Below are 26,824 nucleotides of genomic sequence, written 5' to 3'. Positions count from 1 at the left end.
GTGCCAATACGAATTCCAGATCAATTACCCGCGTCAGATATTCTTAGAACAGAGAACATCTTTGTGATGAATGAGACACGTGCCGCTAGTCAGGAAATCCGCCCTCTGCGAGTTCTCATACTGAACTTAATGCCCAAAAAAATCGAAACAGAAACCCAGTTCCTGCGATTACTTTCAAATAGCCCGCTGCAAGTAGATGTCGAACTATTACGTATTGACGATAGGCCGAGTAAAAATACACCGACAGAGCACTTAGATACCTTTTATCGTCAATTCGAAATGGTTAAGAACCGAAATTTCGATGGTTTGATCATCACAGGCGCGCCGTTAGGTCTAGTGCAATTTGAAGATGTTATTTACTGGGATCATCTCAAGACCATCATGAGTTGGGCAAAGGAACATGTAACATCAACTCTATTTGTATGCTGGGCTGCCCAAGCAGGATTAAAACTGCTTTATGATTTGCCGAAGAAAACTCGTAAAGAGAAGCTTTCCGGGGTTTATCATCACGACATTCATCACCCATACCATCCAATATTACGAGGATTTGATGACTCGTTTCTTGCTCCTCACTCTCGGTACGCCGATTTCTCTCCTGAGTATCTTAATGATCACACCGATCTAGATATCCTCGCTACATCAGATGTGGCTGGTGTTTATCTTGCTGCCACGAAAGATAAGCGCAATGTGTTTGTAACTGGCCACCCCGAATATGACTCACATACATTACACAATGAGTACATCCGCGATTTGGGAGAAGGCATGGAGCCAGCAATACCCGTAAATTATTACCCTAATAACAATCCGGACAACCCACCACGTGCGAGTTGGCGCAGCCACGGTCATCTGTTGTTTTCAAATTGGCTAAACTACTGCGTATACCAACAAACGCCATACGATTTAGACCATTTCAGCGAGTCTGCATTTACTAAAGATGATTGAGAGTACTAGGGGCTGTTACTCTTTCGCGGTTAAATTTTGTTCGAGGTAAAATCGTTTTAGGCGAGGCAAGAAGTGCGTAGCCTAGTCATTCTAAGCAAATACTTCTTAACAAAGCATGAAACGATTTTAGTCGGGGGCGCCTAGCCGAACCCTCTGGGCAGCGTTTGTTGGCCATTTCTACTTCGTTATCGACTTCTCATGTAGGCTAACTACACATCAAAGTCTCTACCTTGTATAAACACCCAACAATTCACTGCAAAAATCAGCTCGAAAGAGCAACATACCCTACTTAAATAGCCGGCTAAGTCTGGCTATTTCATCGTTATTTGCAAACCTTGTCGCATTGTAATTTGGCGATATTAGTCATTTCCACGTGAACTCATATCATGCCTTTACTCAATGGTAATTAGGTGATGTAGATGAGCTTAAAGAATTCACTTTCAATTTGTGCACTAGTGGTGCTAAACGGCTGTGTAACCGTCAATGAAGGAGAGCCCACCCAGAAAGCAGATCCCATTGCCATGGCTGAGTCGCGCATTGCGCTAGGTTTAGGGTACCTCGAAAATGGAAATATGATTCGTGCACATGATAATTTGCAACAAGCGCTTGCTCACGCACCTCAATATTACCGAACCCAGCTCTCTATGGCGCACTATTACGAAACTGTAGGTGAAGTCGATAAAGCGGAAAGCATGTATAAACGATCACTTCGCCAGCATACTAAGAACGGTAACGTATTGAACAATTATGGAACATTTCTGTGTAAACAAGGGAAGTACGAACAAGCCGATAAAATGTTCACTCGCGCGATCGAGCAGCCATACTACTATCTGATTCCCGCAAGTTACGAAAATGCCGCTTTCTGTGCTCTTAAGTCTCAACAACCAGAGCGAGCAAAGTATTACTTTGAAAGAGCCATCGATCATGACCCTCATCGACCAAAATCCATCCTACAACTGGCAAAATTGGAAATTGACGATGGAGAGTACACGGACGCCCGTATTCGACTCATGCGTTTTCATCAGACCTACGGGTTAAAGAAGCCTTCATTACAACTCATGGTGGAACTAGAGCGAGCCGCTGGCAATGACGCTCTGAAAGAGAAGTATCAGCAGAAACTAGATAACTTATCTTAACTTGTTGGTATTTTTTCTAGGGTAGCGGCGGCGTAGTTGCTCACGCTGCTGCTTGGTCAATTTCCGCAAGCGTCTCACTCTGGTTCTTTTTTGAATGCTTAGGTACTCTAAATAAACAATACGTATGAAAGCAATGAGCCCGATGACAAGCAGTATCGTGAACACGGTCATAAATGGCTGACATAACCAATCTGGTTGGCATGGGACAAAAAATTCAAATTCCATAACGCCCTCCCTTATCAGTGTTGGTAACACTCGTCATAGACTGATTAGATCATTGACCTCTCAATCATATCCCTAAACCTCTGCTTTGAACTTGCTCCAGGGCATGTCTTTTGAGCAAACTCATTGAGAATGCCGCTTACGCCTATTACTTGAACATAATTAGTGGCCCATAATGGCTAAATATCAATACGTTGCGTGATACTTTATTCATTCTATATCACATAATTAAAATATAAATTTGCGTGAAAACTAATTAAATTTATACATTCACCAATCTTAGTAAAGACAAATCAATATAAAAATAATTATAACGCCATCATTTATAAGGAAATAGTTACATGCAGTTTAAGTATTCATTAATAACGGCAGTTACGCTTGCATTACTTCAAGGTTGTGGAGGTGGTGATTCATCTTCTAACACCAATACGACTGACAATTCCACTTGGAAGGCAGGGGATTTTAGTCAGTCTTCTAGCGACTTCGCGAATAAATGTGAAAATCCGCGAACAGGTTTAGACCCATATGCAGGAAACACAGCATACCCAGACCAAGCAGGGTCATCTTTACAAGAAAAAATGTTCTTACGCGCATTTACCAATGAAACTTATCTTTGGTATGACGAAGTACCAGATAACAATCCAAGTAACTACCGCACAGTGGTTGATTATTTCAACACCTTAGTAACGTCAGAAGTGACACAAACTGGCAAGCCGAAAGATCGTTTCCATTTCACGGTACCTTATGAAGAGGACATGAAATCATCACAGTCTGGCCTTGTTGCTGGGTTTGGATTCAATTGGTTCTTCATTCGAGGCACTCAGCCAAGAGATGTCAGAATCTCTTACACTGAGGATGCTTCACCCGCTTCGCTAAATGGCATCGCTCGCGGTGATAAACTAATTGCGATTAATTCCATTGATGTTGTCAATACTGGTAGCCAGTCCGACATAGACTTTATTAATGCGACCTTATTCAATCCGAACCTGAACCAAGACTATACTTTTACGTTTGAGAGTGTCAGCGGACAAACTAAAACCGTCACATTAACTGCTACAGATGTTGTAACATCCCCAGTCCGCAATGCGAAAGTCATTAACTATAATGGCAAAAAAGTCGGTTACCTTCAGTACAACTCATTTGAACCTAGTGCGCAGACCCCACTGATCAATGCGTTTAACAAACTATCGGAAGCGCAAGTTGATGAGGTCGTTGTTGACCTTCGTTACAACGGTGGTGGCTTGGTACTACAGTCATCTCAAGTGGGTTACATGCTCAGTGGCGCAGGCCAAAACCGCGTATTTAGCGAGCTTATTCACAATGATAAAGTCATGAAGAACACACAAGCAGGTGCAAACACTTACAAGTTCACCAACGTCGCTATTGACTGGGCAGCAGGTCGTTACTCTGATGAACCTCTGCCAACACTGTCAGCCACTAAAGTCTATGTATTAACCTCTGGCGGAACAGCCTCTTCGAGTGAGTTACTGATAAACGCTCTGAGGGGGATAGATGTAGACGTCATTCAAATCGGTTCAACCACGACGGGTAAACCATATGGGTTCGCACCTGAGCAAAATTGTGGCACAAACTACTACACGATCCAGTTTAAATCAGCGAATGAGAAAGGCTTTGGGGATTTCGCGGATGGATTCATCCCAACCTCTAAAAACATGGTAAACAGTACGCTTGGTTTAGATAACAAGGTGGAAGGTTGCTTGGTTGGGGATGATCTATCTAAACCACTTGGTGACACGTCGGAAGGCATGCTTGCGGCTGCGTTAAACTACATGGACACTGGTGTATGCCCGCAAGTTTCGCCAGTAAGCTTCAACTCAATGCCATTAGATTCGTCTTCACCAGCAATCATGGACTTGCGTTCTCCTTTGAAAACAGAGGCGATTCATGTTGATATCCAATAACTTCCAAAGCAAAGGCCTTACACTTGCATTAGTACTAGGTTCATCACTAGCGGTAACCGGATGCCAAGCAGTTGCTGACTCTCCTATCGAAGCGCTAAGTGTAAATACAACATCTCAAGCCGTTATCGAAGTGCAGAGTGCGATCGCAGAAATTCAAAACACACCGGCCCCTAGAGTTTCAGGAAATGTCTTTGAAACATCACCTCACTTACTGATAGAGAAAGGGAGAGTGAAAGGCAAAGACAACTTGCTACTTGACGGTAGCTACTCGGATTTGCCTGATCAATACACATTGCAAATCCGAGGCGAAAGCTGCGGTTTGTACTACGCGAAGCTGGATGTATTCGTTCCTTTAGAATCTATTGATTGTATCCCGTATACAACGCAATAAAGAAAAGCCCGCTGATATTCTCAGCGGGCTTTTAACTTTTCTTATTGTTTGAACTACTTCAATGCAATCCACTCTTTTCTTTGCTGCTTATCCATATAAGACCAAGCCATAAAACGACTGATCTTTTGCCCTTGACTCATTTCAACCACTCTAATCGCTTTAACACCCAGCTTCTCTAATTGTTTTCGCATCGGTCGAACGTTGTCTTTCTTTGAGATTAAGGTAGTAAACCAAAGAACCTGTGCACTGAAAGCTTGGCTTTCATTCGCCATTTTACGAATGAATGCAGCTTCTCCACCTTCACACCAAAGCTCGGCATTTTGCCCACCAAAGTTAAGCGCTGGTTTATTCGCTTTTCCTTGATTGGCTTGGACCTTCAAACCCTTCTTACGTTGGTTAGCTTTTAAGTTATCAAGCTTACGCTGGCTGCCCATTGCAGCTTCTTCTGCTGAGCGGTGAAATGGAGGGTTACAGGTAGTAATATCATAACGATCGTTCGGCTGGATGATACCACGATAAATATTCGACTCATCACCTTGCTGCACCAGTTCAATCTTCCCGTTTAATGATGCGTTACGAGTGACGATTTCTTGAGCTGATTCAATCGACTTTGGATCAACATCACTACCTGTATAGTGCCAACCATATTGGGTTACACCTACAATTGGATAAATGCAGTTTGCACCAACACCGACATCAAGCGCTCGCACATTTTGGTGCAGATATTTTCCTTTGACTTCACCATCGAGCAATTCTGCAACACGATGGACATAGTCAGCGCGTCCTGGGATCGGCGGACATAAGTAAGTATCAGGAATGTCCCAAAACTGTATATCGTAGTACGCCGCTAACAATGCTTTATTTAGCATCTTGACCGCTTTTGGTTCGGAGAAGTTAATTGAGTCTTCCCCTTTCGGGTTCTTGATTACAAATGGTTTAAGCTGAGGTTCGGCTATCACCAGTTTTTTAAAATCGTAGCGGCCGTTATGAGCATTACGCTCATGCAGACCACTCTTGGCGATTTTAATCAACTCGACATCACTCTGTTTTGCCGAAGCATTTACTTTCGCTGCGGGTTTGTTTTTCACTCGCTTTGACTTAACCTTAGTTGCATCTTTGCCCGTTTTCTGGGGCGTCGTTTTCGGCTGAGCTAGTTTCGCGTTGTGATTACTGTTCTTCATTCGAATCCGCTTTTAAATCGAGGTACATCATAAACAGACGAGCATCAAGTTCGAGTTGGTGATACTCAGGTTCCATATAGCAACATAGTTGATAAAACGCTTTGTCATGATTTTTCTCACGAGTGTGAGCCAACTCGTGCACCACCAGCATACGTAATAGTGCTTCTGGCGCATCTTTAAACACGTTTGCAATACGTATTTCATTCTTCGATTTCAGTTTGCCACCATGGTTGCGGCTAATCACACTGTGCAAACCAAGCGCGTTGTTCACCACGTGAATTTTCTTGTCATACACAACTTTACTGATTGGCGCCGCCTTCTTCATGTAGCGGTTCTTGATCGCTATTGCGTACTCATAAAGCGCCTTCTCACTTTTGATTTGGTGTCTATCTGGGTAGCGTTTTTCGAACCAAGGTACCAGCTTGCCACTGTCTACTAGTGAGCTAACTTGCTCAACGATGTTCTGAGGGTAACCTTGAATGTATCGAAGTGAAGGATGCATGCGTGTTAGGTCTGCTATAAAAAAGAAAAGAATTCTATCTTGTCTCAAACAGTAATGCACCTTGAAGATCAGAATGACTAGCCCAGTGACCTATGCGTAAACAAATGAACACCAGGCTATTTATCACTACATCGGTAGCAAGTGTTCTTGAATATAGCCGACATTATCGTGATTCTCACGATCTTGTTTTTTAGGCATTTGCATATAGTCTCCATAGATCATCGATAAATAATCATCGTAGCGCACAATGCTTTGGTAATGCCGATCTTCAAACTCAACGGCCGTGTATTCATGATACAGAGAGGCTTCACACAACTCCTTAGACAAATAGCTACTTCCGATACTGACTGCGAAACCAGATTGCCTCACCAATCGGTGTGAGCACAAACTCTCAATAGCACGCAAAAACCAATGTGTTGGAATTACCCGAACTAATTTCTGAGACAAGCGAAACACCCTCTCAGCGAGTGGGTTAGATCGTTTCTTTCTTGAACGCTGTACCCTAGGAAAGAGATTAAATACCTTCATAAGCGAGAACCTGAGTTTCGCTTGTGCTTCATTTTGGCCCAGACTGTCGATTGGGAAAATATCTATGTTTATCCCGACACCTTTAATTCGACCATTAGAGATCTCTGAGCCATTAAGCGATAACTTACTGAACAAAAAAGGATAAGGGTTTGACTCCGAATTTAGGTTAAAAAAGGTAAAGTCTGGATTCTCGCGTGTAAAATTGTCGAGCAAATATTCGTAGTCATCCCGAGGCATCATGATGTCTATATCATCGTCCCAAGGTATGTAACCTTTATGTCGAATTGCTCCAAGAAGTGAGCCCCCCGCCAACGAGTAATCAAGTTGATGCTGTTGGCAAAAATCATGCACCTTATCAAGTATCGACATCTGGACACTTCGAAGTTGCTCGAAAGTTAGTTGTTTCAAATTGATTTACCTATAGTATGAAATCGTCTTCTGCAAGCCATCGTTTAACGCAACATGTGGCCGCCATTGCAATGCTTCTAGCTTGTTGGTAGATAGCTTCGTTCTCTTGTATTGGCAATACGCGCTGTCAGTGGCGATCTCATGGACTACAGAGTGTTTATCTCCACTAAGCTTGGTTAGCAATTTTGAAAGCTCAAGAATCGATACCTCGTCGTTCTCATTAGCAATGTTGTAAGCCGTGTTCTTTTCTCCCTTAAGCATAACTAGTAACAGAGCAGAAACGGCATCGGTGACATAGCAAAATGAACGCAGCGCACTGCCATCACTTTTTAATACAATAGGCTTATCGTTAACCACATCCCCAAGCAAATCTGACATTACTCTGCCATCATTGAGAAACATGCCAGGCCCATAAGAATGAGCAATGCGAACCGAATTAAACGTTAATCCATACTGGACGGCATAACTCTGGAGCATTGTCTCCGCAAGGCGCTTGCTTTCTGGGTAGCACGATCTCGCATCAAGAGGGTCGAAGTGACCAAAATCCGTCTCTTCTATGTATTCAACGTCCAATACCTCTCCATAGACTTCACGGGTGGAAAGAAACAAGAAGTTGCTTACGTGCATGTCTTTGACAAGCTCCAATAGATTTGAAGTGCCTTGAACATTTGCTTTGATGATACCCACAGGATCGTTTTTTATATGGTATGGGCTTGCACTACTCGCCGCGTGGATCACAAAGTCTATGTGGCCTTGATAGTCTATTGGCTCACAAACGTCCTGATAGAAACAAGTAAACTCATTTGCGGTTTCACCAAAGGTGTCCATCACTCGCTGCTTATTTCGAGCCAAGATTAAGATATTGATATTTAAATTATCGACTTTATTTAAGTAAACCAAAAAGCGGACAACACAGGCTGCCAGCATGCCAGTTGCCCCAGTAATTAATACCGTTTTATCTCTAAGCACGCCCCAGTCAGATAATGCAGTATAAATATCTTTGTTATCATCAGTTAAGATACTTTGCTTCTGTTCAATCATAACATTAACCAAACACCTGTAAGTTTTCTTGAGTATCAATGATCGCTTTAAATATAAAGAAATCGATTGGAGACGTTATTTTAATATTTTCAGATATGCCGGATACCAAGCGTACATCGTGTCCATATGTGGTCATCAGTGAGCAAGAATCGATTGCGTCAATATAACCTTCTTCCCTCGCCTGCCTATGTACTTGAAGAATGTCCTTTAAATAGAAACTTTGTGGCGCTTTTGCTAAGCGTGATAAAGAGCGGTCATGAACATTCTGAACAACATCATCATTATCAACCAAGACAAATGTTTCTACTGGTGGACACGTCGTGATGGCACTGCCATGGCTTTTCACCGCCTCAATATTACGATTGATGATGTCATCATTAATCAGAGGTCTCACTCCATCATGTATTAATACAACGGAGTTATGGTCAAATTCTTCTTCTATTTTACACAACCCGTTAAATATGGATTCTTGGCCACTTTCACCGCCTGGAATAATAAATTTCACTTTTTGAATATCAAATTTAAAAAGTAGCTTCCTTAAATAGTCAATCCATGGTTCGACGCAAACAACAACAATGGCATCAATGTTTGGGTTCTCTTCAAATTTTTCCAATGTGTAAACAATGACCGGCTTATTATATAGCTCTAAAAACTGCTTGGGTTTGGTACTATTTTGCATACGGGTTCCCACACCACCAGCAAAAATCAATGCAACATTCATAATTCGCTCCTAAATCATAGATATCATTTTGTTGATGCTAGCGTTCACAGTCTGTCTATATTGTTCATAGCGTTTAGGCTCGTAACCCTCCTCAACAGACTGCATCAAACGGTCGACAATCGACTTGGCATCAAATTGCTCGTAGGTAAAAAATCGATCTGGGTAACCAATACAATCACCAAACATCTTGACTTTGTTATTCCATACCAACCCAGCCACAGGCACTTTGAGAGAGTATGAAATAATGCATGCATGTAACCTAGCAGCAACCGTACATTTAAACGTGGCGATCAGTTCGACCAGTTCTTGAGGAGTTTGAGGCTCGATAATGTGAAGGGGCTTACCCATATAATTTTCTAAGTCAATGAGAATATCGACATCGCTTTTTAACCCATTGGTAAATAGTTGATACTCTTGCCCTCTCAACTCCAGTTCAGAAAGCAAAGACGCGTAGAAAGCAATCACTTGCTCCCTATTAAAATCAAGACCATTGTCTTTGAATATTTTTGAACGAACTAAGCCGACGCCAACTCGATCAGTCGAGTTTTTCTTTACACCATAAACTTCCGAACTAAACACCGCAGAATCAGCAACTTGGGCCGTTTCAATATGGTCTGTCTCAATGTATCCGTCATTCAATACATTCAAGTCATCTCGGGTGGTGATCATTTTGACGGATGAGTTATTTAAACTCGCTTTTAGCAAACGGCACTTATAATCAGCTTGATCATAACCTTCTACACCAACCGCATTAAAAAATATCGGGCATGGCTTAGCTTGAACAGTATCAACGAGTGCTGAAATATGAGCCCAACAATCTTGATACTTATATTTGATCATGCCACCACCGGCGAAAACAATGGCCGCTGCATCATCAAACTTATTTTTATAATCACGTTTGTAGCAGCCAATTTTGTAATTAAAGGAAGAACGTGGTGATAGTTTACTAAGGATTTTGTTTATCGATTTTCTCTTAATTTTTTTTGCACTATTAAACTCATTGGAATAATTAAGGTTAAATCGTTCAACAACAAGTTGTTCTTCAAGGGCATTTTTCCTAATTAGATACTCTGCACTATCGGCAATTACTTGGTCACCGAGGTTGGTATCATGTGTATACCCAACCATAACCAACTTCTTTGGAGTCATATCCTTATACCTTTAATCGAATTAAATTTTTTTCTTCTGTGCTTAGCACAAGCCAATATGTCAGCCCTACAATCATGCCAAATGAAATGAATCCGGATGAGATAACGCGAAGATAGCTAGGCTCATAGCTACTAGTGAATACGAATAGCACTACGCAAGTGGGAGTGATAACTTGTAGTGCTTTAGTCAAAACAAAAAATACATATCGTTCGATGGACAGCCCCGCTTTCTTCCGCAAAAAGCCAAATCTCATCAAGCAAGAAACCACTTCCATTACGATAGAAACAACGATTACCGAGTAAGCGGGATAACCTAATGTCAATACTGCATAAGCAAAAGGAATCGTCAGCAGTAATACCGAACCAATGGTTGATTGGTACGCCTTAACATCGCCAATAGCTTGAATCGCCGTTTGAAGACCAATTGTCGTCAGGTTGACCAAAGACAAGATTAAAAACAACTTCACAAAAGGCACGGCTTCTTGCGGATACTCTCCTAACCATAGTGACAATATAAACTTGGCTTCGAAGTAGATAGGAAGAGCGATTACTGAATAAAGCAACAAACTAAACCGACTTGCTTGCATTGAAAGGTTGAGCATCTCTGAACGTTGGCCATTACTTTCAGCCTTGACGATTTTAGGGTTGATCGCCTTCATTATGTTGATACTAAATTCTTTCAACTTCCCATTAACTTGCATCGCAATGGCATACACCGCATTAATAGTTACCCCAAAGAAATTATTAAGGACAATAGCAAGCCCCTGAACTCTGGCAACGCCGCATACCGCTCCAAACGAGTTCCAACTAGTAAATCCAACCATTTCTTTCAGCAACGCAACGTCGAGCGTTGAGCTCCATAAAACACACTCGCGATAACGAGCTGTACAGTACAGGGCTTTAACCAAAAGCATTAAAAATGAAACAGAAACAAACAATACCCCGAGCGCTGTCAGTGGGTTGTCAACGAATCCAATAATAAAAGCGGAAGCTAGTTTTAAAACTGATTCAACCACGCTAAGAAACGCATCAACCCCCAGGTCTTCATATGCGTTGATTTGCGCGTTAAATGGTACGGTGAGAACAGAGGCAAATACTCCAATAACCATCACTTGGTACAAGCTGTGTGAAGACACAAGCAGCCCTGCTGGTACATTGATAAGTGAATTGAATACGAAGTCTTGCGCTATCCACAAAACGGAAGCGATTAATAAGGCAACAAATAAGTGAAGATGCTTGGTTGTCGAAAATACTCTTTTTCTCTCTGACAAAACCTTAGTGCAATAATAGGAAAGGTAGCGCTGACTTGAAGTGGTCATCGCGCCATTTAGGAACATCATCAACGCCAACACACCAGCGATTAGATTGAATACACCGTAACCTTCGACACCTAACTCTTGCAGAAGTATGCGAACCATATACAGGTTAACTATCGTTGTGATCAGCATTTTCATTATCTGAAAAAGCGTATTTTTCGCGACCCGCTTCCCTGACATGTTTCCCAAACCTTAAATAATCATCCATGCACTAATTGAACCCTTCGCAAAAGGTTCAGAAATTCGCCATATCAGTGAAATAAATGGCAAACGGATACTAAATAATGCGCGAAATGAGTTCTATTGTTTGAGTGAGCAAAGCGCTGCTTTGGTACTTTTTCCCCACCGCCAGTAGAATTACGGTATGAAAGATTAATGAGCGATTAGGGGTAATCGTCATTCTTTTCTTCACTAAGACAACAACTAGCGAGATAGAAACGGTTATAGTAGACTTCGGCTCCCACGATAATGGAGAGAAACTGAATGAAACGTGTCGTTCTTTACATCAAAGACAAATGCCCTCACTGCAAAGATGCTCAGCGTTATCTCGATTCAAAAAACATTAATTACCGTTTGTGCAACGCCAAAATGCAACGCGGACGTAAAGAGCTCGACGCGCTAGGAGCGCGATCAGTTCCCGTTCTGAAGATTGGTGACCGTGTAATGATTGGTTGGAATCCTAAGAACTTTGAAAAGATGTACAACAGCAACTAATTCAGATTTTTAAGAGCTTTTCTAGTAGAAGCTCTTTGCCACCTCCCCTTTCTTTCTGTAACCCCGCTCTCTCCATCAAAATTTCTCGTTGTCGCATAATGGCAATTTCTAGTATTTACTAGAGTGTATTTTGTCTCTCAACTAAACAGCTTTGAGTTTGATAACGGCCTAAATCTCAAGCCGATAAAGAACTCAGCCATTGCCTGTCCCATTATTTGTGAGCTCGAATATGTCAGATACAGCAAAAGAAAACCCAACCGCCCAAGAACCGAAGAAAGTAAATAAGGTAAAACGCACCACAAATGCGCTGCTCGCATTAACCCTTGTATCGATTGGGACGGCTATCATCTCTGACCGGATCATTCCAACAACCGACAATGTGCGTGTGGAAGGCAACGTAGTTTCACTTATCCCCCAAGTTTCAGGGCAAGTCGAGAGTATCAGTATCAAGCCAAATTCAGAGGTGAAGAAAGGTGATGTGCTACTTAAGATCAACACCCTCGATTACCAAATCGCGGTCAAACAGGCTGAAACAGAGCTCAAGATAGCAGGACAAAATGTCGGCTCACAAATGGCCGGAGTCATGTCAGCGCAAGCTCAACTTACGACCGCTCTCGTCGCGCAAGAAAATGCTAAACGCCAGGGGCAGCGCATACTGGCAATGGCGGAAAAAGGGGTAGTATCAAAGTCAGATGCCGACACCACTCGAGCAACGATTGATCGAGCCAACGCTGATGTAGAAAATGCTAGAGCAAACCTTGAGAAAGCCAAACTTCAAGTCGGTGCTACTGGTGAAGAAAATGCGCAAATTCAATCCGCCTTACTTGAACTTCAACAAGCGCAACTGAACTTATCTCGTACCACGATGCGCGCTCCCTCTGATGGCGCTGTCACCAATTTCAACTTGTCACAGGGTGCATATGCATCCGCGGGTACGCCACTAATGACGTTTGTAGAAAACGATGGATTGTGGCTTGAGGCATTCTTTCGTGAAAACAGCTTAGGTAACATCCATGCTGGTGACAAAGTTGAAATCGCACTTGATTACGCCCCAGGTCGAACTTTCAGTGGTACGGTATCTTCGGTGGATTTAGGTGTTGCATGGGAGGCGAACAACCAACCAGGTACCTTGGCAACGGTTAAGAACCAGAATGGTTGGCTACGCGATACACAACGTATGCCGGTGACCATTAAACTTGATGATGAACAAGCCATCGACCTAATGCGCATCGGTGGCCAAGCTGACGTCGTGGTGTATACCGGTAACAACACACTGTTTAACTTCCTTGGCAAGGTGTGGATTAACCTAGTGAGTGTTTTCTCTTATGTGCGCTAACATCACTCAAACGCAAGAAAGACGCATCCTACGCTACATTGTCACTGTGGGGTGTGCCGCTTTTATTGCCCTATGGTTCAACTGGCCATTGGCATTCTGTACTCCACTGCTGACGGCTAAGTTCATAGTCGATAAGCCGCAATTCCATGTTCTGCATGTAAAACAACTTGGCTATGCGCTGATTTCAACCGCAGTGATTGGGTTTTTGGTCTCAACGGGATTACCGGAATATAAAATCGCTTTCCTTACCGTGTTCTCATTGGGCATGCTGTGGGGCTATTATCTATTCACTGACCCCAAATGGGTAATGTTCGCAACATTCTTGATGATAGCTCTGATTCTTATCCCGTCAGTAACCATCATTGACCAACAAGCAGCGTTAGATGTGGGCGTCGGTTTCGCCTTTTCTGGCATTGTTGCTGTGGCTCTTTACGGCCTCTCACACGTCTATTTCCCCGAACAGGAGGAACATACATTCGAGAGCTTCCCCCCTTCTCCATTGAGTAAAGAAGCACGCTGGAATGCTGCCACCCGAGCATGGATGATGTCATTCCCTTTGGTGTGTTTATACTTCTATTTTCAATTATCACAAATACTGCTGACCGTTGCCTTTGTCATGTTGCTATCTCTAATGGCGACAAGTGACAAAGCAGGTAAAACATCGATGTTTTTCGTCGCTAGTAACATGCTCGGCGGTCTTCTTGCCTTTGCCGCTTTTGTGACGATTTCACTTGTACCAAATCTGTATATTTATATGCTTGTCACAATGGTGGTCATCGCATTACTTGCCACCAAAATTTATACTGAGCCAGCTAAAGCACCCATATACGCCACTGCGTTTACAGGCTTTATGGTGCTGATGGGAACTTCCATGAGTAACGGAGCTCTAGATGATAAGTTCTACGTACGGATATTGCAGCTGCTGTTCGTCGTTGCCTACATGGTATTCATGACGTACTTTTTCGAATCTCGTGGAAAGCTAAAAGCGCACTAGCCAAAGAGTCTTATTACAGTGGTTCTTTGTCAGATGTGTTCTCTATTATCAAAGTGCAGAACAGTAAAAAGCTTACCAAAAAACTCAGATAGTAGATTCTGGATCACGTTCTTTCCCCACTGGGTGACAACAACGCAAGTCAGTGTTTTCCATCAAACATACCGCTTAATAAAGTCGATAAAAGTTCGGTCGGCGATGGACAAATAGCCTTGCTTTCGCCAAGCGAGTGCAAGGTCGAGCTTAACGCTCGGTTCAAATGGGATACCCACCACGCCCTTTTCATGCTGTGTCACTAGTTCAAGAAGCGCAGTAATAGCAAATTCTTGTTTGACGATACTCAGAATAAGCGGCAACAAGTTAGTTTCGAATGAAGACTTCATTGTAAAGCCATGCTCTTCGCTGACGTGGTCTAAGAATTCTCGGTGGAAGTAGCCATGTTGAAACATCACCAAATCATGCTCGAAAAACTGATCAAATGTGATGGCACTGCGCTGAGCTAAGTCATGTTCCGGAGCCACGACGGCGACCATTTGGCTAGTAAACAGATGGTCAGTTTCTAAGTCGTCTGGTACATCGTCACAGCTGATCACGCCAATATCGAGCTGACCATTAAGTAACATTCGACGGATAGACTGAGTGCCCGCCTCCACCAGCGTCAGCTTTAAATCTGGATACTGGCTCTTAAACGCCATGACAATTCGAGGGAAAAAATAGCTGCCCATCATTGAAGGCGTACCAAGGCGCACTTCCCCTTTGGCTAAACCTTTGAGCTCATCAATCGCTAGCTGCGCATCGTGTAACTGCTGAATCACTCGCTTAGCGTGAACCAGCAAGGTTTCCCCTTCTTTGGTTAAGCTGATTTTCTTTTCTTCTCGGCGAAACAGCGTCACACCAAGAGACTGTTCGAACTTCTTAATTGAAATGCTTAACGCTGGCTGAGCAATGTGCAAAGCCATAGCTGCATGAGTAATGTTGCCGTGTTCCGCGACCGCCAAAAAGTGTTTGAGTTGTTTCGATTCCATTAGATCAAAAATATATACCAACCATATTTTTAATATATTTTTTCAATCCACAACTAACTGATAGATTGATCACAGTTTCTTTATATTTGCTCGCTCGCATTAGGCAGGACTCATGGTCAGTTTCGGCACTCCGGAATACAAACGCATTACGCTATCTCTGGCACTCGGCTCGTTTTTGGTTTTCTCGAACCTATATCTCCTTCAGCCGATGCTGCCAAGCTTTGCGGCGCACTTTCAGATCTCAGAAACTCAAGTCAACTGGCTATTCGCCGCCACCACACTGGCTCTCTCCTTTAGCTTGGTCCCAATGGCTGTGCTCTCTGAATCGATTGGGCGCAAACCTGTAATGATGTTTGGTCTGTTTTCGATCCCTGCTATCTCCGCATTAATGCTGCTTGGCGATTCGTTTTTGTTCTTAGTGGTTTGTCGCGCTTTGATCGGTGTTGCGCTTGCCGCGTTTGCAGCTGTTGCCGTTGCTTATATGGCGGAAGAGCTAGATAAATACGCATTTTCAATGGCGATCGGTACTTATATCGCAGCCAATTCATTGGGAGGGATCGCAGGGCGTATCAGCGGAGGTTTGTTGGCAGACAACTTCAGCATCGACGTCGCCATCGAAGTCATGATGCTATTCACCCTTATCGGTGTGGTCAGCGTGCATTACTTGCTGCCAAAACAGAAAAACTTCACCCCTTCTTCGAGCAGTTTAAGGCATCACAATCGAGCTATTATCGGACACTTCAAAAATCAACGTGTGTGGTTCGCTATGCTGATTGGTGGTTTGAACTTTGCCTTGTTCGTTAATCTTTATTCGGTAATGGGATTCCGCTTGGTCAGTGCGCCACATAATGTGCCTGTCGGGTTAGCTTCTCTCATATTTGTTTGCTACCTGGGTGGTACGTTTTCTTCCCGTTGTGCCGGACATTGGAGTAAACGCTTTTCACCGATACTTGGCATGTTTTTAGGCTCTATCGTCAGTATGGCTGGCATGTGGATCGCAGTAATTGAAAGCATACCTGCAATGTTGGTAGGTTTGTTATTGATCAGCTTCGGCGCGTTCTTCACTCACACACTTGCTTACGGCTGGGTTGGACAAAACGCGACACAAGCAAAAGCGACGGCGACCGCATTGTATCTCGTGCATTACTACATTGGCGGCAGTTTAGGTGGATTCCTATTGCTCTATTGCTGGCAAAACGGCGGTTGGTCGAGTGTACTAATTGGCGGTAGCACACTGTACATCGCGATGTTCGCTGCTATCGCATTCTTAAAACATATCACAGAGCGAATTGACGCGGGAGATAACGCAGACATAACTGCTTAGCAAGGCGTTAAGCCCTATTGATTTTATGTTGTGGCGTTGGTCTGCTATGCTTGCGCCACATTCATAAAAGCAAGAAAGTCGTATGCCAACGCGCTCAACACAAGAATCACCAAACACCGATATCAATGCGATCACAGAGCAAGTCGATCAATGGCTCAATGATGTCGTGATCGGGTTAAATCTCTGCCCGTTCGCCGCTAAGCCACAGCGCAATAAACAAATCAAAATCTTCGTTAGTGAAGCCTCGCAAGAAGAAGCTCTACTTGAAGACATTTTGCTGCAACTGATCGAACTCAGTAATACCGAGCCAGAAAAACTGGAGACAACCTTAGTTGTGGTTCCCAACATGCTGCAAGATTTCTGGGATTACAACTTCTTCATTGATTGGGTTGAAGGCTTGATCAAACAGCAAGATTGGGAAGGTATTTTCCAAGTTGCTACCTTCCATCCTGATTACTGTTTTGGCGGTGCAGAACCAGAAGATGATGAAAACCTGACGAATCGCTCTCCTTACCCAGTGTTTCATTTGATCCGTGAAGAGAGCATGGAAAAGGTACTTAAGCACTACCCTGATCCCGAGTCCATTCCAGATACCAATATCGCACGTGTCTCAGCGCTTTCAGAGGAAGAACGTAAGAAGCTCTTCCCTTACCTATTCCGCTAAAACTCACTCCCCAAGAGACAGAATTCTGACCAGTTAGAATGGGATCGCTTGGGGATTAAAGTTCGGTTTGATATGATTGCGACTTCAATCGATTCAATGGACATTAGAATGCAACTGTCAAAGCTAACCCAAGAGATTTTTGATCACCTATACCGTGACATCACCGAGTTCCGTAGCACTTTCGACCTACCAGTGGCGGATGTTGCAAGCCTAGATGCACAAGCAGACACGCTACACACTTCTCTGGCGATCGAAGAGCTTACTGAACTAGCGGAAGCGGATTGCAAAACAGAGCAAGCAGACGCAATCATTGACAGCGTTTACGTTCTAATGGGTCGTCTAGTACACCTTGGTGACAGCAAAGTTGAAGATAACCTAGCGATCAGCTACCTGATCGATCTACTGCTTAACGTAGCGGTGAACCGTGGTATCGACTTTATCCCTTGCTGGGACGAAGTGCACTCAAGCAACATGAGCAAAGTGTGTCGCAACGAACAAGAATACGCAGAAACAGAAGCGTACTACGCTGAACAAGGCATCAAGCTGATGGCGGTTCAAAAAGGCGAATACATCATTGCGAAATGTGCAGAAGATTTTGTATCTGAAGGCAAAACGGTACGTAAAGGCAAGGTTCTAAAGTCGGTTTACTACCGCCCTGCAGACCTTAAGCCACTTACACAGTAAGTCGTCGATTAGGTATAACAGATAAAATTCAGCGCCCACAATACTCGATATTGTGGGCGCTTTTTTATTCCGCTCAAAGCCTAATTACTCAAACGTTGAACCTCATTGAATCTCTGGTCAATGGAGCTAAATCCATGCCTTTAACCCCACTAAACACCTGTTCAGTATTTATTGATATTTCTGAGGTCTACCTCTCTGATAACCTAGCCTTAATTACCATATCGTGGATTACCAATGATTCATATATCTCAGGTTTTGCCGTTAGTCGAAAAACAGCTCAAAGAATTGCAGCCTAAAGAAGCGGTAGAGTTTAAGACTTACAAAAGAGACCGCGGCTTTCTGATTTGTTGCCTAGCTGATTGCGAGTTCCAAGTTGTTGAAACGGGTTATCACAATCTAACGATGACGGGAGATTTGGTCAGTACGCGTAAACACGTCAAGAAAGCCCTCCGACGAGAGTTTCCGAGAAGTAATAAAGTTTGGGTGGAGTACTTTCAGAGTGTCGATAACCCATTAGATATCAAGAAATCCCATTCACATCAGATGCCTCTGTTTTAGTCTCCCAACAAGTAAACAGCTTGGCATCTGGATGCACTGTATTCCTTTAGGGTACTAATCAAAAATCAGATACGGTCTTTCTTCTACCAAGACCTTCTTAACTTGAGTTTGGAACACCTCAGCTAATCCTTCTTCTGATAGCACTTCATCGGCGTTACCGGAAGAATGCAATACGCCGTTATTGAGCAGCAGTACCTTATCAGCATGCTTAAGCGTTCGGTTTAAATCGTGGTTTGCGACCAACACCCCAATACCTTGGGCTGCAACGGCATTAATGAGCTGATATAGCAGTCCTTCTTGGGCAATATCCAGTGGCGCTGCGGGTTCGTCCAAAATCAATAGCTGAGAGTAAGGGTTAATTGTGCGCCACACTTGCAAACAGACCCCAGCTAAACGGACACGCTGCCATTCACCACCGGATAATGTCTGAATGCTTCGATGAAGCTTGTCTTGCAGTTGCACCAGCTCAATAACGATATTGACTGCATCTCGTACTTTCTCATCGCCGATATTGGCACCCGTAGGCAATGAAAGTGCTAAGTATTGAAAGACATCGACATTGAATGCAGGTCTCGATTGCTGACACAAATACCCACGGATATGCGCTTGTTCTGAAAGTGGCATTGCTAACAAGTCTTTATTGTCGACTAGCACTTCCCCACTCACGCCTTCACGCTGAGTTAAGGTGCCCGATATCGCACCAAGTAATGTGCTTTTCCCGGAGCCGTTTGGACCCACGACATGGACAACCTCACCCGGCTTACATTCAAAGGAGAACGGTAGCAGTCGACTTCCCACTGCGATGTGCTTAACGTGCATCATGACTTTTCACCAGCATCCAAATGAAGATAGGTGCGCCGATAGAAGTGGTCATCACTCCCAGCGGCAGCTCAGCGGAATTGAGCAACAAACGCGCGCCGATATCAGCAAACACCAATAAGGCTGCGCCAGATATTGCAGATAGAGGCAACAGGTAACGATTTTCTGTACCAAACGCCAATCGAAGCAGATGCGGTACAACTAGGCCCACAAAGCTAATGATCCCACCCAATGCAACGGAACCGCCAACGAGAATGGAAATTGCCAAAATGAGTTTCCAGCGCATCTGATGAACATCAATACCAAGTTGAGTGGCATGGATTTCCCCGAGCATCAACTTATCAAGCGGTTTGCCCTTGCAGCAGAGCCAAATCAGCACAGGTAGCATGACCAAAGTAACGGTATGCTGATACCAACTTGCCCCACCAATGCTGCCCATTAGCCAGTACATTAACTGACGCAGGCTCAAGTCATCGCTAAAATAGAATGCCCACGTCACAATCGCACTCGACAAAATCCCCAGAGCTACACCGACGAGCAGTAACCTTGCGGTAGTGAGATGCATCGCACGCGCAATGCCAACCAATATGACGGTAAACAACATCGAACCGGCAATGGCAGCCAACATAAAAATCATTGGAGAAGGCAAAACCGGCAAGGCAAACATGGCTAGCACCATTGCCAAGCTCGCGCCACCAGAGATCCCGAGAACGCCGGGTTCGGCTAATACGTTGCCAAGCAGAACTTGTAAGGTAGCACCAGAGACCGCCAATGCAGCCCCGATAATGGCGGCAGAAACCAAACGTGGCAGACGTAGATCCAACAAGAGTTTTTGTTCAAATGCAGAGAGAGACTGAAAAGGAGAAAGGAATACCTCTCCGACCATCAAGTGGATAGCAGAGAGCAGCACGAGAATCACTGACATGATCAAAAGATTTCGTTGCCAGCGTCGTTCCTTGTTCAGGATAAGTTGTTGAAAATCCATAGTAGCCGATAAATACAAACGAGGCTTAACCTTACAGTTAAGCCTCGGTAAATTGCAAATGTGTTCTTACGCTTTATTCGCCGAAATTAAAGCGATATGGCATTAATCGTAGACTAACTCGCCATCTTCGTAGCGCGTTTTCACTTCACACACCATTAATGCTGCGCGTTGACCGATCGCGACGTGGCGGTTTGGGAAAACAACGGCTTCGTTATCGTTCTTCGCCATCAATGGTTTGTCACCATCGTGACCAAACACTTCGCCGTGAACGAATGAGGTGAAGTTCTCGACGTTGTCATCAAACATGAAATCGAAATCTTCGTGCAAGCGCACAATCGTACGACTAACACGGTACTTGATACATGGCTTAGACAAGTGCTCCGCTTTCGCCTCTGCAATTAGGTTACGCAGTGACAAATCGAACGCGGTCAGTTTATCTAAGTCGTTTTCACCAATGCGAGCCACACGACCCAGTTCCATCGTCAAAGCTTGAGCGCCGTAGTTCTCTGCACTGAACCAGCTGAATGTGCTGGTTGGCGAGTTAGACAGTAAAACCGCTTCAATATGTGCACTGTCGAGAAAATCAATCAAAGCTTTGCTGCGAACAGGATGACGCGTTTTCGGACTCACCGCAAAGGTGTAGTGCTTTGAATCACGGATCGCACAGTGCAAATCTAAGTGCCAGCGTGTTTCCGCTGCCGTATCTTGATAGAAATCTCTGACTAACAATTTGAGGGTATCAGCAATCGCAAGCTCTTTGGTCGGCTCGTGCTCTTTCTCATCAAACAGTCGGTTAAGGTTTTCTTCTAAAAATCGCGTGTGCGCCAGAGTCGATTCTGGGTGAGCGATAATGAATAAGCATCGAGCCTCGACTTTCTGGAAGCCAGATTCGATGTCTTTGATAATTGAATCCACCAGCTCCATCGGTGCGGTTTCATCCCCGTGGACACCACAAGAGATGATGACGTTCTTTGTTTCCTGAGTGTATTCGTCAGGAATCACTTCTAGCACACCACGCTGATAGAGTTTAAGTTTTACACCATTAGACAGCACCTGCTCCGCTGGCGCGACATCAATATGAACATCTAACGTGTCAGTTAAAAACGATTGGCGAAAGAGAGACTTCGTCATGCGTTACTCCTTAATAGCACGGCGGGTATGTTAATAAATTGTACAAAGGATTTTTGTTGTTGCGATCCCACTTATGAGTAGAAGCCACCAAATTTATTTAAAATCCCATACCTTTTCGCGCCATGCACTCAAATCAAGCATTGAGGCGTTTATTTTTTAAACAATTACAAAGTGTTAGGGCTGTGAACTTTACCACAGCCCTAAAGAAGATCATTATGATTTGATCAACTTTTAGCGTTTATTCACCACGTTGTGCGAGTAAACGTTCAAATTCGTCTACTTTGTCACGAACTAGCTCTACACTCTGCTGCCAGAATTCCGGTTGCGTCAGATCCATTGAAAGATGCTTGTCTACAACTTCTTCAGCCATCATGTTGCCAGTGTCACGTAATAGATCTACGTAATCGTCGTAGAAACGCTCCCCTTTAGCTTCACGTTGAGCGTAGATACCTTTACTGAACAAGAAACCGAACAGATATGGGTAGTTGTAGAAGCTCACCCCAGAAATTGAGAAGTGCAGTTTGCTCGCCCAGAAATAAGGGTCAGCCTCGCTCATCACATCGCCATACCAATCTTTCCACGTTTCTGACATCAGCTCACAGAAATCATCAGCTGTCAGTTCACCCTCTTGGCGACGCTCGTAGAAGGCTTTTTCGAATTCGTAACGAACTGGAATATTGATCATCAGCGCTAACGTCGAAGAGAGCTCTTCCCACAACATTTCGAGCTTATCATCCACACTTTCTGCTTTTGAAATCAGATGATCGCGAACGATGTTTTCAGCGAAAATTGAAGCTGTTTCTGCCAACGTCATCGGGTAGTAAGTTTGGCAAAGCGGCAAGTCACGAATCACCCAGTTGTGGAAGGCATGACCAAGCTCGTGAGCAAGCGTCATCAGGTCTGAGCGGCTACCACTCCACGTCATAAACACGAGCGGCGTGCGCGTTGCCGGTAACTTAGTGCAGTATGCGCCAAGGCGTTTGTTGGCATTAGGCGCGGCATCAATCCAGCCATTTTGTACCATCATGCGGACAAACTCGGACATGTCTGGATTCACGGTTTCGAACGCTTCACAAATGACGTCGATTGCTTCATCGAAAGGATAAACTTTCGCTTCACCACTCAAAACAGGCATCGCAGCAAGATGATTCCATGGTTTCATCTCATCCAGACCGTGAACCTTAGCCATCAACAAACCGGCTTTTTGACCAATCTCACGGCTGTCTTTAGCCACTTTCATCATGGCATCCAACGTTTCCGCTTTAATTCGGCTGCCATGTAAGCTTGGATCAAGGAAATGAACATCACGTTTGGTAGAACGCTTTTTGTTCTCTGTTAAACGCCAACCTGAAAGCGCGTTAAGGATAGAGGCAAAAGACTCTTGGTGTGTCGACATCGCCTTTTGAACACCACGCCACGCAGCTTCTTGGCGATCAAATTCAGAGCCGTAAAGAATGCTTGCTGCTTGCGAGAAGCCAAGCTCTTCACTTTCACCATCAGCGTAGTCAAGCTTCACTTTCAAAGAGCCCGTGAGGTTGTTGTATAACTTACCCCACGCAGATTTTCCATCCACGCTCATAGCCGCTAACAGCTTTTCTTCTTCGGTGCTTAAGCGTGTGTCAGCCAGTTTGCGAGAGTTCAGAATTGAAAACGCCTGGCCACTGATATCTGGGGTTTCATGATCTAAAACGTGGCTAATGAACTCCTCATCAGCGTGAGTCAGTTTAAGCTCAAAGGCACTGTAAGCTTGAGAAAGCTCGGAGAAAATGCGCGTCATACGACCGAGTAGTGCTTTAGCCTCTGCATTTGTCGCATCCACTGATGCGTAACAGTTTGCGAAGTTAGCAATAGTGCCAGCCAAACGGCTTGCCGCCTCACTGGTTAAGATTGCGTTTTGCATCACTTCAACCGAGTCACAATCAGCAGACTGTTTATTAAGTAGATCAATACATTGCTCAACAAGCGCAATGTCATCTTGAATACGAGGGTCAGCGAGGTCGTTATAAACGATGGATAAATCCCAGCTAGGAGCGGTCATTTATGGTTCCTTTTGATGTAATCGAGCCAAAGCGTGTTTCCCTTCAACTAAGTAAGAGAACCAAGCAGAAGCTACTTCCGTGACTAATTTTCAAATAGTGGTACGCCTATCGAACGAACTGAGGCGTAAATCTGATCATCGATGGTAATCGTTATATGTGTTACTGACGCATTTCCTATCGCTAATGTCGAATACCATCGTGGATTACGCCAATCTACGCCCAAAACTTGGGCAAGAATCATTCTTATTACGCCACCATGCGTGACAATAAGCAAGTTGTCATTGATATCATTAATGATTTGAGACCAAGCACAAGTTACGCGATTTGCAAATACATCCAAACTTTCAGCTTTGGGCAATGTGTGTTGGGCGGGCGCTTTCCAAAACGCTTCAAGCTTATGCCAGTGCTCAGAAAGCATGTCAAATGGGACACCATCGAAATCACCAAAATCCAACTCTTGAAGCAGGGGTTCCACGCTCAAAGGCAGCAAATCCTGTTCAGCTATCATTTGAGCAGCATTGTGACAGCGTAACAATGGAGAGCTAATAATACCACCTACTTCCTTGCCATTTTGCCGCCATGCTAACGCAATTTTACGTTGCTCCTCTTCATCCACTTTTAAATCCGTTTGTCCATGCAACCCTGGGGCTGCATTTACTTTGCCATGTCGAAGCAGATAAATATTCAGCGTTTGCATCTCTTCACATCCTAAGATTTCAATTCAAGCGGCAAGCCAGCGGCTACAAACGTGACACGTTCACACACCGTCGCCAGTTTTTGATTCATGCGCCCAGCGTTATCGACAAAATGGCGACTAACAGTGCCAAGCGGAACGATACCCATGCCGACTTCGTTAGAGACAAAAAGCAACGTCGCTCCCGATTGTGCTATCGCATTTACCAACCGCTCAATTTCTTCCTCTAACCACTCATTACAGCAGCCATCACCGAGTTCAAAGATCCAGTTGTTGAGCCAAAGCGTAAGGCAGTCAACTAACACGACATCTTGAGACGAAAACTCACAAATGAGCTCAGGCAAGTTAAGCGGACATTCATGTTCAATCCACCCAGCCCCTCGCTGCAGTTTATGGTGAGCAATACGTTGCCTCATTTCCTCATCAAAAGGCAATGCCGTCGCCACATAGTGAAGCGTTCCGTTTTTATTTTGTGCCCACTGTTGCGCCCTGCTCTCTGCTAAGCTCGATTTTCCTGAGCGCGCACCACCTAGAATAAGTTGCTTCATAATGAATGACTAAATGCGATAAGAGTGAGATAAACAAGCAACTCTGCAAGCTGCTGCGCGGCACCAAGGCAATCGCCAGTAAATCCGCCGATACGTTTGGTCAGCCAGCGTTTAAAGCCAACACGAAACAGTGCCAATACCAATAGGATAACCACTGCCTGAGTCACGCCTAGTAACAATGCTGTGACTCCACCAGTTAAGAGCAGTATCGCGACTTCTAAGCTCGATTGCTTATTCGCTAACGGTTTACTTTTCGAGGTATCCGCGTCACTAACGTAAGGCATGTCATATATGAGAGTGGCCGCCAACGCTCGGCTCACGGTATACGCCACGACGATCATCAGCCAAAACTGAGACCCATTAGCTAACTCGATCCAAAATACAAACTTCGCCAGCAGCGCCATCATTAGTGTTGCCGCGCCGTAAGTCCCGATGCGGCTGTCTTTCATGATGGTTAAGCGGCGCTCTAACGTCATACCACCACCAATGCCATCCGCCATATCCGTTAAACCGTCCTCATGGAACGCGCCCGTAAGCAGTAAGCTGAAAGCCATGGTTAGAACAATAGAAACTGAGTTGGGGAACAACAAACTTGCCAGTGAAAACACAGCTGCGCACAACAACCCAAGCAACACACCGACCAAAGCAAAGTACCGGCCCGCTTGGTTCATGCGCGTTTCACTGTAAGGTAAATCAGCAGGTACAGGAATACGGCTAAAAAAGCTTACTGCGAGCAAGAAAAGCTCGCTCTGATAACGCAAAGAACGAGTCTCTGAAGGGATAGTATTATCAAGCGCAGACACTACACCGTTACTCCTGCACTCTCAAAACTTGCCATGTTGTTGTAAAAATGAGCCGCCGCTTTCACTAGTGGTAAGGCAAGTGCTGCTCCAGTCCCTTCACCTAAACGCAACCCAAGATCCAAGAGAGGCTCCGCTTGCAAGCATTCCAGTACAAACTTGTGCCCATTCTCTTCTGAGTTATGAGCAAACAACATGTAATCTCGCGACTCTTCATCCAATAGAGTTGCCACGTAAGCGGCAACAGATACGATAAACCCATCTACTAAAACTGGCGTTTTATGGCGTTTTGCTTCTAGGAATGCACCGACCATTTGCACGATTTCAAACCCACCGACTTGCGCGAGAACACCTTTCACATCGAGTTCATAGCAACGCCCAACACCTTGTGCGACGAGTTTAATCTTACGGCCAAACTGCTCATGAGTAATTCCCGTCCCCAAACCAACACAGTGATCGACCTCTAACGGGCTAAGTGCTGTTAATAGCGCAGACGCCGAGCTTGTGTTCCCAATGCCCATTTCGCCAAACATTAGAAAGTTAGAACCGCCGTAAATACTTTGCTCGGCAACTTTCGCACCATACTCCAAGCCCAATGCGACTTGCTCTAATGACATCGCAGATTGCTTTGAAAGATTGGCCGTACCGTTACCAAGACGCTTTTCGATTAAGTTGGGATGATCTTTGAAGTTTGGGATTAATGTATCGATTGGCGACAACATACCGCAGTCAATAACTTTAAAATCGATTTGGTTAGTCTCACAAAAACAGTTGATAGCCGCACCTCCTGAAAGGAAATTAGCCACCATTTGCTGTGTAACTGCACTTGGTGCAATGCTAACCCCTTCTTCAGCGATACCATGGTCACCAGCAAATACCAACATGGTCGGTTTGCGAATTTCAATGGTTTCCGCAGCTTGAGGTTTATCTTGGCTTTGAATCAACGCCAGTTCTAATGCTACTTTTTCTAGCAGGCCAAGTGATCCAAGCGGTTTCGTTTTATTATCAATACGTGCTTGAATTTCTGGCGCAAAAGAGCGATCCATGATGATGG

General features: G+C 44.3%; 28 protein-coding genes. 11 read left to right on the top strand and 17 right to left on the bottom strand.

What is annotated here, in order from left to right:
- Both metA and pilW read left to right on the top strand, forming a co-directional pair.
- Positions 1-942: a homoserine O-succinyltransferase gene (gene metA, locus KIV41_RS05825; protein ID WP_010448755.1), complete on the top strand. Its 942-nt coding sequence runs from the start codon at positions 1-3 to the stop codon at positions 940-942.
- A 419-nt stretch (positions 943-1,361) separates the two neighbouring features.
- On the top strand, positions 1,362-2,078 hold the full coding sequence (gene pilW / locus KIV41_RS05820; RefSeq protein ID WP_285335892.1) for a type IV pilus biogenesis/stability protein PilW: 717 nt from the start codon (positions 1,362-1,364) through the stop codon (positions 2,076-2,078).
- On the opposite strand, the gene KIV41_RS05815 is transcribed toward pilW, so the two are convergent.
- Positions 2,070-2,303: a hypothetical protein gene (locus KIV41_RS05815; protein ID WP_010448751.1), complete on the bottom strand. Its 234-nt coding sequence runs from the start codon at positions 2,301-2,303 to the stop codon at positions 2,070-2,072. The genes pilW and KIV41_RS05815 overlap by 9 nt on opposite strands.
- Positions 2,304-2,641: 338 nt before the next feature.
- Between KIV41_RS05815 and KIV41_RS05810 the strand changes: the two genes are divergently transcribed.
- Both KIV41_RS05810 and KIV41_RS05805 read left to right on the top strand, forming a co-directional pair.
- On the top strand, positions 2,642-4,222 hold the full coding sequence (locus KIV41_RS05810) for a S41 family peptidase (RefSeq protein WP_010448749.1): 1,581 nt from the start codon (positions 2,642-2,644) through the stop codon (positions 4,220-4,222).
- Positions 4,206-4,613 carry a hypothetical protein gene (locus tag KIV41_RS05805; RefSeq protein WP_285335891.1) on the top strand — a complete coding sequence of 136 codons (408 nt, stop codon included), beginning with the start codon at positions 4,206-4,208 and terminating at the stop codon, positions 4,611-4,613. The genes KIV41_RS05810 and KIV41_RS05805 overlap by 17 nt, the downstream gene beginning before the upstream one ends.
- Before the next feature lie 53 nt (positions 4,614-4,666).
- On the opposite strand, the gene rlmF is transcribed toward KIV41_RS05805, so the two are convergent.
- The 7 genes from rlmF to KIV41_RS05770 form a co-directional block, all read right to left on the bottom strand.
- Positions 4,667-5,794, bottom strand: a complete 1,128-nt coding sequence (gene rlmF / locus KIV41_RS05800) for a 23S rRNA (adenine(1618)-N(6))-methyltransferase RlmF (RefSeq protein ID WP_138954879.1) — start codon at positions 5,792-5,794, stop codon at positions 4,667-4,669.
- A complete protein-coding gene (locus KIV41_RS05795) occupies positions 5,781-6,296 on the bottom strand; it encodes a M48 family metallopeptidase (protein WP_045393459.1) in 516 nt (171 codons plus the stop codon). Before KIV41_RS05795 ends, rlmF begins: the two co-directional genes overlap by 14 nt.
- Before the next feature lie 126 nt (positions 6,297-6,422).
- Entirely contained in the window at positions 6,423-7,232 is an 810-nt protein-coding gene (locus KIV41_RS05790) for a phosphorylcholine transferase LicD (protein WP_285335890.1), read from the bottom strand.
- Positions 7,233-7,238: 6 nt separating this feature from the next.
- Complete coding sequence (locus KIV41_RS05785; protein WP_045393453.1) at positions 7,239-8,273, bottom strand: NAD-dependent epimerase/dehydratase family protein; 1,035 nt, start codon at positions 8,271-8,273, stop codon at positions 7,239-7,241.
- Between the two features lie 4 nt (positions 8,274-8,277).
- Positions 8,278-8,994 carry an IspD/TarI family cytidylyltransferase gene (locus tag KIV41_RS05780; RefSeq protein ID WP_010448737.1) on the bottom strand — a complete coding sequence of 239 codons (717 nt, stop codon included), beginning with the start codon at positions 8,992-8,994 and terminating at the stop codon, positions 8,278-8,280.
- A 9-nt stretch (positions 8,995-9,003) separates the two neighbouring features.
- Entirely contained in the window at positions 9,004-10,143 is a 1,140-nt protein-coding gene (locus KIV41_RS05775; protein ID WP_252040709.1) for a polysaccharide pyruvyl transferase family protein, read from the bottom strand.
- 4 nt (positions 10,144-10,147) lie between these two features.
- Positions 10,148-11,638, bottom strand: coding sequence for a hypothetical protein (locus tag KIV41_RS05770; RefSeq protein ID WP_285335900.1), 1,491 nt, complete (start codon positions 11,636-11,638; stop codon positions 10,148-10,150).
- Positions 11,639-11,941: 303 nt separating this feature from the next.
- Between KIV41_RS05770 and KIV41_RS05765 the strand changes: the two genes are divergently transcribed.
- The 3 genes from KIV41_RS05765 (at position 11,942) to KIV41_RS05755 (ending at position 14,502) form a co-directional block, all read left to right on the top strand.
- Positions 11,942-12,172, top strand: coding sequence for a glutaredoxin family protein (locus KIV41_RS05765; RefSeq protein ID WP_010448734.1), 231 nt, complete (start codon positions 11,942-11,944; stop codon positions 12,170-12,172).
- 229 nt (positions 12,173-12,401) lie between these two features.
- Positions 12,402-13,508 carry an HlyD family secretion protein gene (locus KIV41_RS05760; RefSeq protein ID WP_285335889.1) on the top strand — a complete coding sequence of 369 codons (1,107 nt, stop codon included), beginning with the start codon at positions 12,402-12,404 and terminating at the stop codon, positions 13,506-13,508.
- On the top strand, positions 13,498-14,502 hold the full coding sequence (locus KIV41_RS05755) for a DUF2955 domain-containing protein (RefSeq protein ID WP_285335888.1): 1,005 nt from the start codon (positions 13,498-13,500) through the stop codon (positions 14,500-14,502). Before KIV41_RS05760 ends, KIV41_RS05755 begins: the two co-directional genes overlap by 11 nt.
- 152 nt (positions 14,503-14,654) lie before the next feature.
- Here the strand turns inward: KIV41_RS05755 and KIV41_RS05750 are convergent, their stop codons facing one another.
- Positions 14,655-15,524, bottom strand: coding sequence for a LysR family transcriptional regulator (locus tag KIV41_RS05750; protein ID WP_285335887.1), 870 nt, complete (start codon positions 15,522-15,524; stop codon positions 14,655-14,657).
- Between the two features lie 112 nt (positions 15,525-15,636).
- Between KIV41_RS05750 and KIV41_RS05745 the strand changes: the two genes are divergently transcribed.
- The 4 genes from KIV41_RS05745 to KIV41_RS05730 all read left to right on the top strand — a co-directional run bounded on the left by KIV41_RS05745 (position 15,637) and on the right by KIV41_RS05730 (position 18,754).
- On the top strand, positions 15,637-16,848 hold the full coding sequence (locus KIV41_RS05745; protein ID WP_285335886.1) for an MFS transporter: 1,212 nt from the start codon (positions 15,637-15,639) through the stop codon (positions 16,846-16,848).
- A gap of 82 nt (positions 16,849-16,930) precedes the next feature.
- Positions 16,931-17,512, top strand: coding sequence for a DUF1415 domain-containing protein (locus tag KIV41_RS05740; RefSeq protein ID WP_009697385.1), 582 nt, complete (start codon positions 16,931-16,933; stop codon positions 17,510-17,512).
- A gap of 108 nt (positions 17,513-17,620) precedes the next feature.
- On the top strand, positions 17,621-18,196 hold the full coding sequence (locus KIV41_RS05735; RefSeq protein ID WP_285335885.1) for a nucleoside triphosphate pyrophosphohydrolase family protein: 576 nt from the start codon (positions 17,621-17,623) through the stop codon (positions 18,194-18,196).
- A gap of 234 nt (positions 18,197-18,430) precedes the next feature.
- The gene (locus tag KIV41_RS05730) at positions 18,431-18,754 is read left to right on the top strand and encodes a hypothetical protein (protein WP_045368885.1); all 324 of its coding nucleotides are present in this window, start codon (positions 18,431-18,433) and stop codon (positions 18,752-18,754) included.
- A 54-nt stretch (positions 18,755-18,808) separates the two neighbouring features.
- On the opposite strand, the gene btuD is transcribed toward KIV41_RS05730, so the two are convergent.
- From btuD to cobT, 8 genes are all read right to left on the bottom strand, one after another.
- Positions 18,809-19,576 carry a vitamin B12 ABC transporter ATP-binding protein BtuD gene (gene btuD, locus KIV41_RS05725; RefSeq protein ID WP_285335884.1) on the bottom strand — a complete coding sequence of 256 codons (768 nt, stop codon included), beginning with the start codon at positions 19,574-19,576 and terminating at the stop codon, positions 18,809-18,811.
- The gene (gene btuC, locus KIV41_RS05720; RefSeq protein ID WP_285335883.1) at positions 19,563-20,558 is read right to left on the bottom strand and encodes a vitamin B12 ABC transporter permease BtuC; all 996 of its coding nucleotides are present in this window, start codon (positions 20,556-20,558) and stop codon (positions 19,563-19,565) included. Before btuC ends, btuD begins: the two co-directional genes overlap by 14 nt.
- Positions 20,559-20,660: 102 nt before the next feature.
- Positions 20,661-21,689 carry a succinylglutamate desuccinylase gene (locus KIV41_RS05715; RefSeq protein WP_005439838.1) on the bottom strand — a complete coding sequence of 343 codons (1,029 nt, stop codon included), beginning with the start codon at positions 21,687-21,689 and terminating at the stop codon, positions 20,661-20,663.
- A 238-nt stretch (positions 21,690-21,927) separates the two neighbouring features.
- A complete protein-coding gene (locus tag KIV41_RS05710; RefSeq protein WP_285335882.1) occupies positions 21,928-23,727 on the bottom strand; it encodes a M3 family oligoendopeptidase in 1,800 nt (599 codons plus the stop codon).
- Between the two features lie 83 nt (positions 23,728-23,810).
- The gene (gene cobC, locus KIV41_RS05705; RefSeq protein ID WP_285335881.1) at positions 23,811-24,425 is read right to left on the bottom strand and encodes an alpha-ribazole phosphatase family protein; all 615 of its coding nucleotides are present in this window, start codon (positions 24,423-24,425) and stop codon (positions 23,811-23,813) included.
- Positions 24,426-24,436: 11 nt separating this feature from the next.
- The gene (gene cobU, locus KIV41_RS05700) at positions 24,437-24,970 is read right to left on the bottom strand and encodes a bifunctional adenosylcobinamide kinase/adenosylcobinamide-phosphate guanylyltransferase (protein WP_285335880.1); all 534 of its coding nucleotides are present in this window, start codon (positions 24,968-24,970) and stop codon (positions 24,437-24,439) included.
- Positions 24,967-25,773, bottom strand: a complete 807-nt coding sequence (locus tag KIV41_RS05695) for an adenosylcobinamide-GDP ribazoletransferase (protein ID WP_285335879.1) — start codon at positions 25,771-25,773, stop codon at positions 24,967-24,969. The genes cobU and KIV41_RS05695 overlap by 4 nt, the downstream gene beginning before the upstream one ends.
- Positions 25,773-26,816, bottom strand: coding sequence for a nicotinate-nucleotide--dimethylbenzimidazole phosphoribosyltransferase (cobT, locus tag KIV41_RS05690; RefSeq protein ID WP_088880665.1), 1,044 nt, complete (start codon positions 26,814-26,816; stop codon positions 25,773-25,775). Before cobT ends, KIV41_RS05695 begins: the two co-directional genes overlap by 1 nt.
- Between the last annotated feature and the right edge of the window lie 8 nt (positions 26,817-26,824).

The sequence above is a fragment of the Vibrio sp. D401a genome, assembly GCF_030248515.1.
Lineage (GTDB): Bacteria > Pseudomonadota > Gammaproteobacteria > Enterobacterales > Vibrionaceae > Vibrio > Vibrio rotiferianus.
Note: the sequence above shows the minus strand (reverse complement) of the source record. Positions and strands in the feature narration are given on the sequence as shown.

Coding starts and splice junctions, on each gene's coding strand:
- KIV41_RS05755 (WP_285335888.1), top strand. CDS start 13,498: ATGTGCGCTAACATCACTCAAACGCAAGAAAGACGCATCCTACGCTAC.
- KIV41_RS05765 (WP_010448734.1), top strand. CDS start 11,942: ATGAAACGTGTCGTTCTTTACATCAAAGACAAATGCCCTCACTGCAAA.
- KIV41_RS05710 (WP_285335882.1), bottom strand. CDS start 23,727: ATGACCGCTCCTAGCTGGGATTTATCCATCGTTTATAACGACCTCGCT.
- KIV41_RS05810 (WP_010448749.1), top strand. CDS start 2,642: ATGCAGTTTAAGTATTCATTAATAACGGCAGTTACGCTTGCATTACTT.
- KIV41_RS05770 (WP_285335900.1), bottom strand. CDS start 11,638: ATGTCAGGGAAGCGGGTCGCGAAAAATACGCTTTTTCAGATAATGAAA.
- KIV41_RS05730 (WP_045368885.1), top strand. CDS start 18,431: ATGATTCATATATCTCAGGTTTTGCCGTTAGTCGAAAAACAGCTCAAA.
- cobU (WP_285335880.1), bottom strand. CDS start 24,970: ATGAAGCAACTTATTCTAGGTGGTGCGCGCTCAGGAAAATCGAGCTTA.
- KIV41_RS05750 (WP_285335887.1), bottom strand. CDS start 15,524: ATGGAATCGAAACAACTCAAACACTTTTTGGCGGTCGCGGAACACGGC.
- KIV41_RS05715 (WP_005439838.1), bottom strand. CDS start 21,689: ATGACGAAGTCTCTCTTTCGCCAATCGTTTTTAACTGACACGTTAGAT.
- KIV41_RS05780 (WP_010448737.1), bottom strand. CDS start 8,994: ATGAATGTTGCATTGATTTTTGCTGGTGGTGTGGGAACCCGTATGCAA.
- cobC (WP_285335881.1), bottom strand. CDS start 24,425: ATGCAAACGCTGAATATTTATCTGCTTCGACATGGCAAAGTAAATGCA.
- KIV41_RS05740 (WP_009697385.1), top strand. CDS start 16,931: ATGCCAACGCGCTCAACACAAGAATCACCAAACACCGATATCAATGCG.
- KIV41_RS05745 (WP_285335886.1), top strand. CDS start 15,637: ATGGTCAGTTTCGGCACTCCGGAATACAAACGCATTACGCTATCTCTG.
- cobT (WP_088880665.1), bottom strand. CDS start 26,816: ATGGATCGCTCTTTTGCGCCAGAAATTCAAGCACGTATTGATAATAAA.
- KIV41_RS05775 (WP_252040709.1), bottom strand. CDS start 10,143: ATGACTCCAAAGAAGTTGGTTATGGTTGGGTATACACATGATACCAAC.
- btuD (WP_285335884.1), bottom strand. CDS start 19,576: ATGATGCACGTTAAGCACATCGCAGTGGGAAGTCGACTGCTACCGTTC.
- KIV41_RS05735 (WP_285335885.1), top strand. CDS start 17,621: ATGCAACTGTCAAAGCTAACCCAAGAGATTTTTGATCACCTATACCGT.
- KIV41_RS05785 (WP_045393453.1), bottom strand. CDS start 8,273: ATGATTGAACAGAAGCAAAGTATCTTAACTGATGATAACAAAGATATT.
- rlmF (WP_138954879.1), bottom strand. CDS start 5,794: ATGAAGAACAGTAATCACAACGCGAAACTAGCTCAGCCGAAAACGACG.
- KIV41_RS05760 (WP_285335889.1), top strand. CDS start 12,402: ATGTCAGATACAGCAAAAGAAAACCCAACCGCCCAAGAACCGAAGAAA.
- btuC (WP_285335883.1), bottom strand. CDS start 20,558: ATGGATTTTCAACAACTTATCCTGAACAAGGAACGACGCTGGCAACGA.
- pilW (WP_285335892.1), top strand. CDS start 1,362: ATGAGCTTAAAGAATTCACTTTCAATTTGTGCACTAGTGGTGCTAAAC.
- KIV41_RS05805 (WP_285335891.1), top strand. CDS start 4,206: ATGTTGATATCCAATAACTTCCAAAGCAAAGGCCTTACACTTGCATTA.
- KIV41_RS05795 (WP_045393459.1), bottom strand. CDS start 6,296: ATGCATCCTTCACTTCGATACATTCAAGGTTACCCTCAGAACATCGTT.
- KIV41_RS05815 (WP_010448751.1), bottom strand. CDS start 2,303: ATGGAATTTGAATTTTTTGTCCCATGCCAACCAGATTGGTTATGTCAG.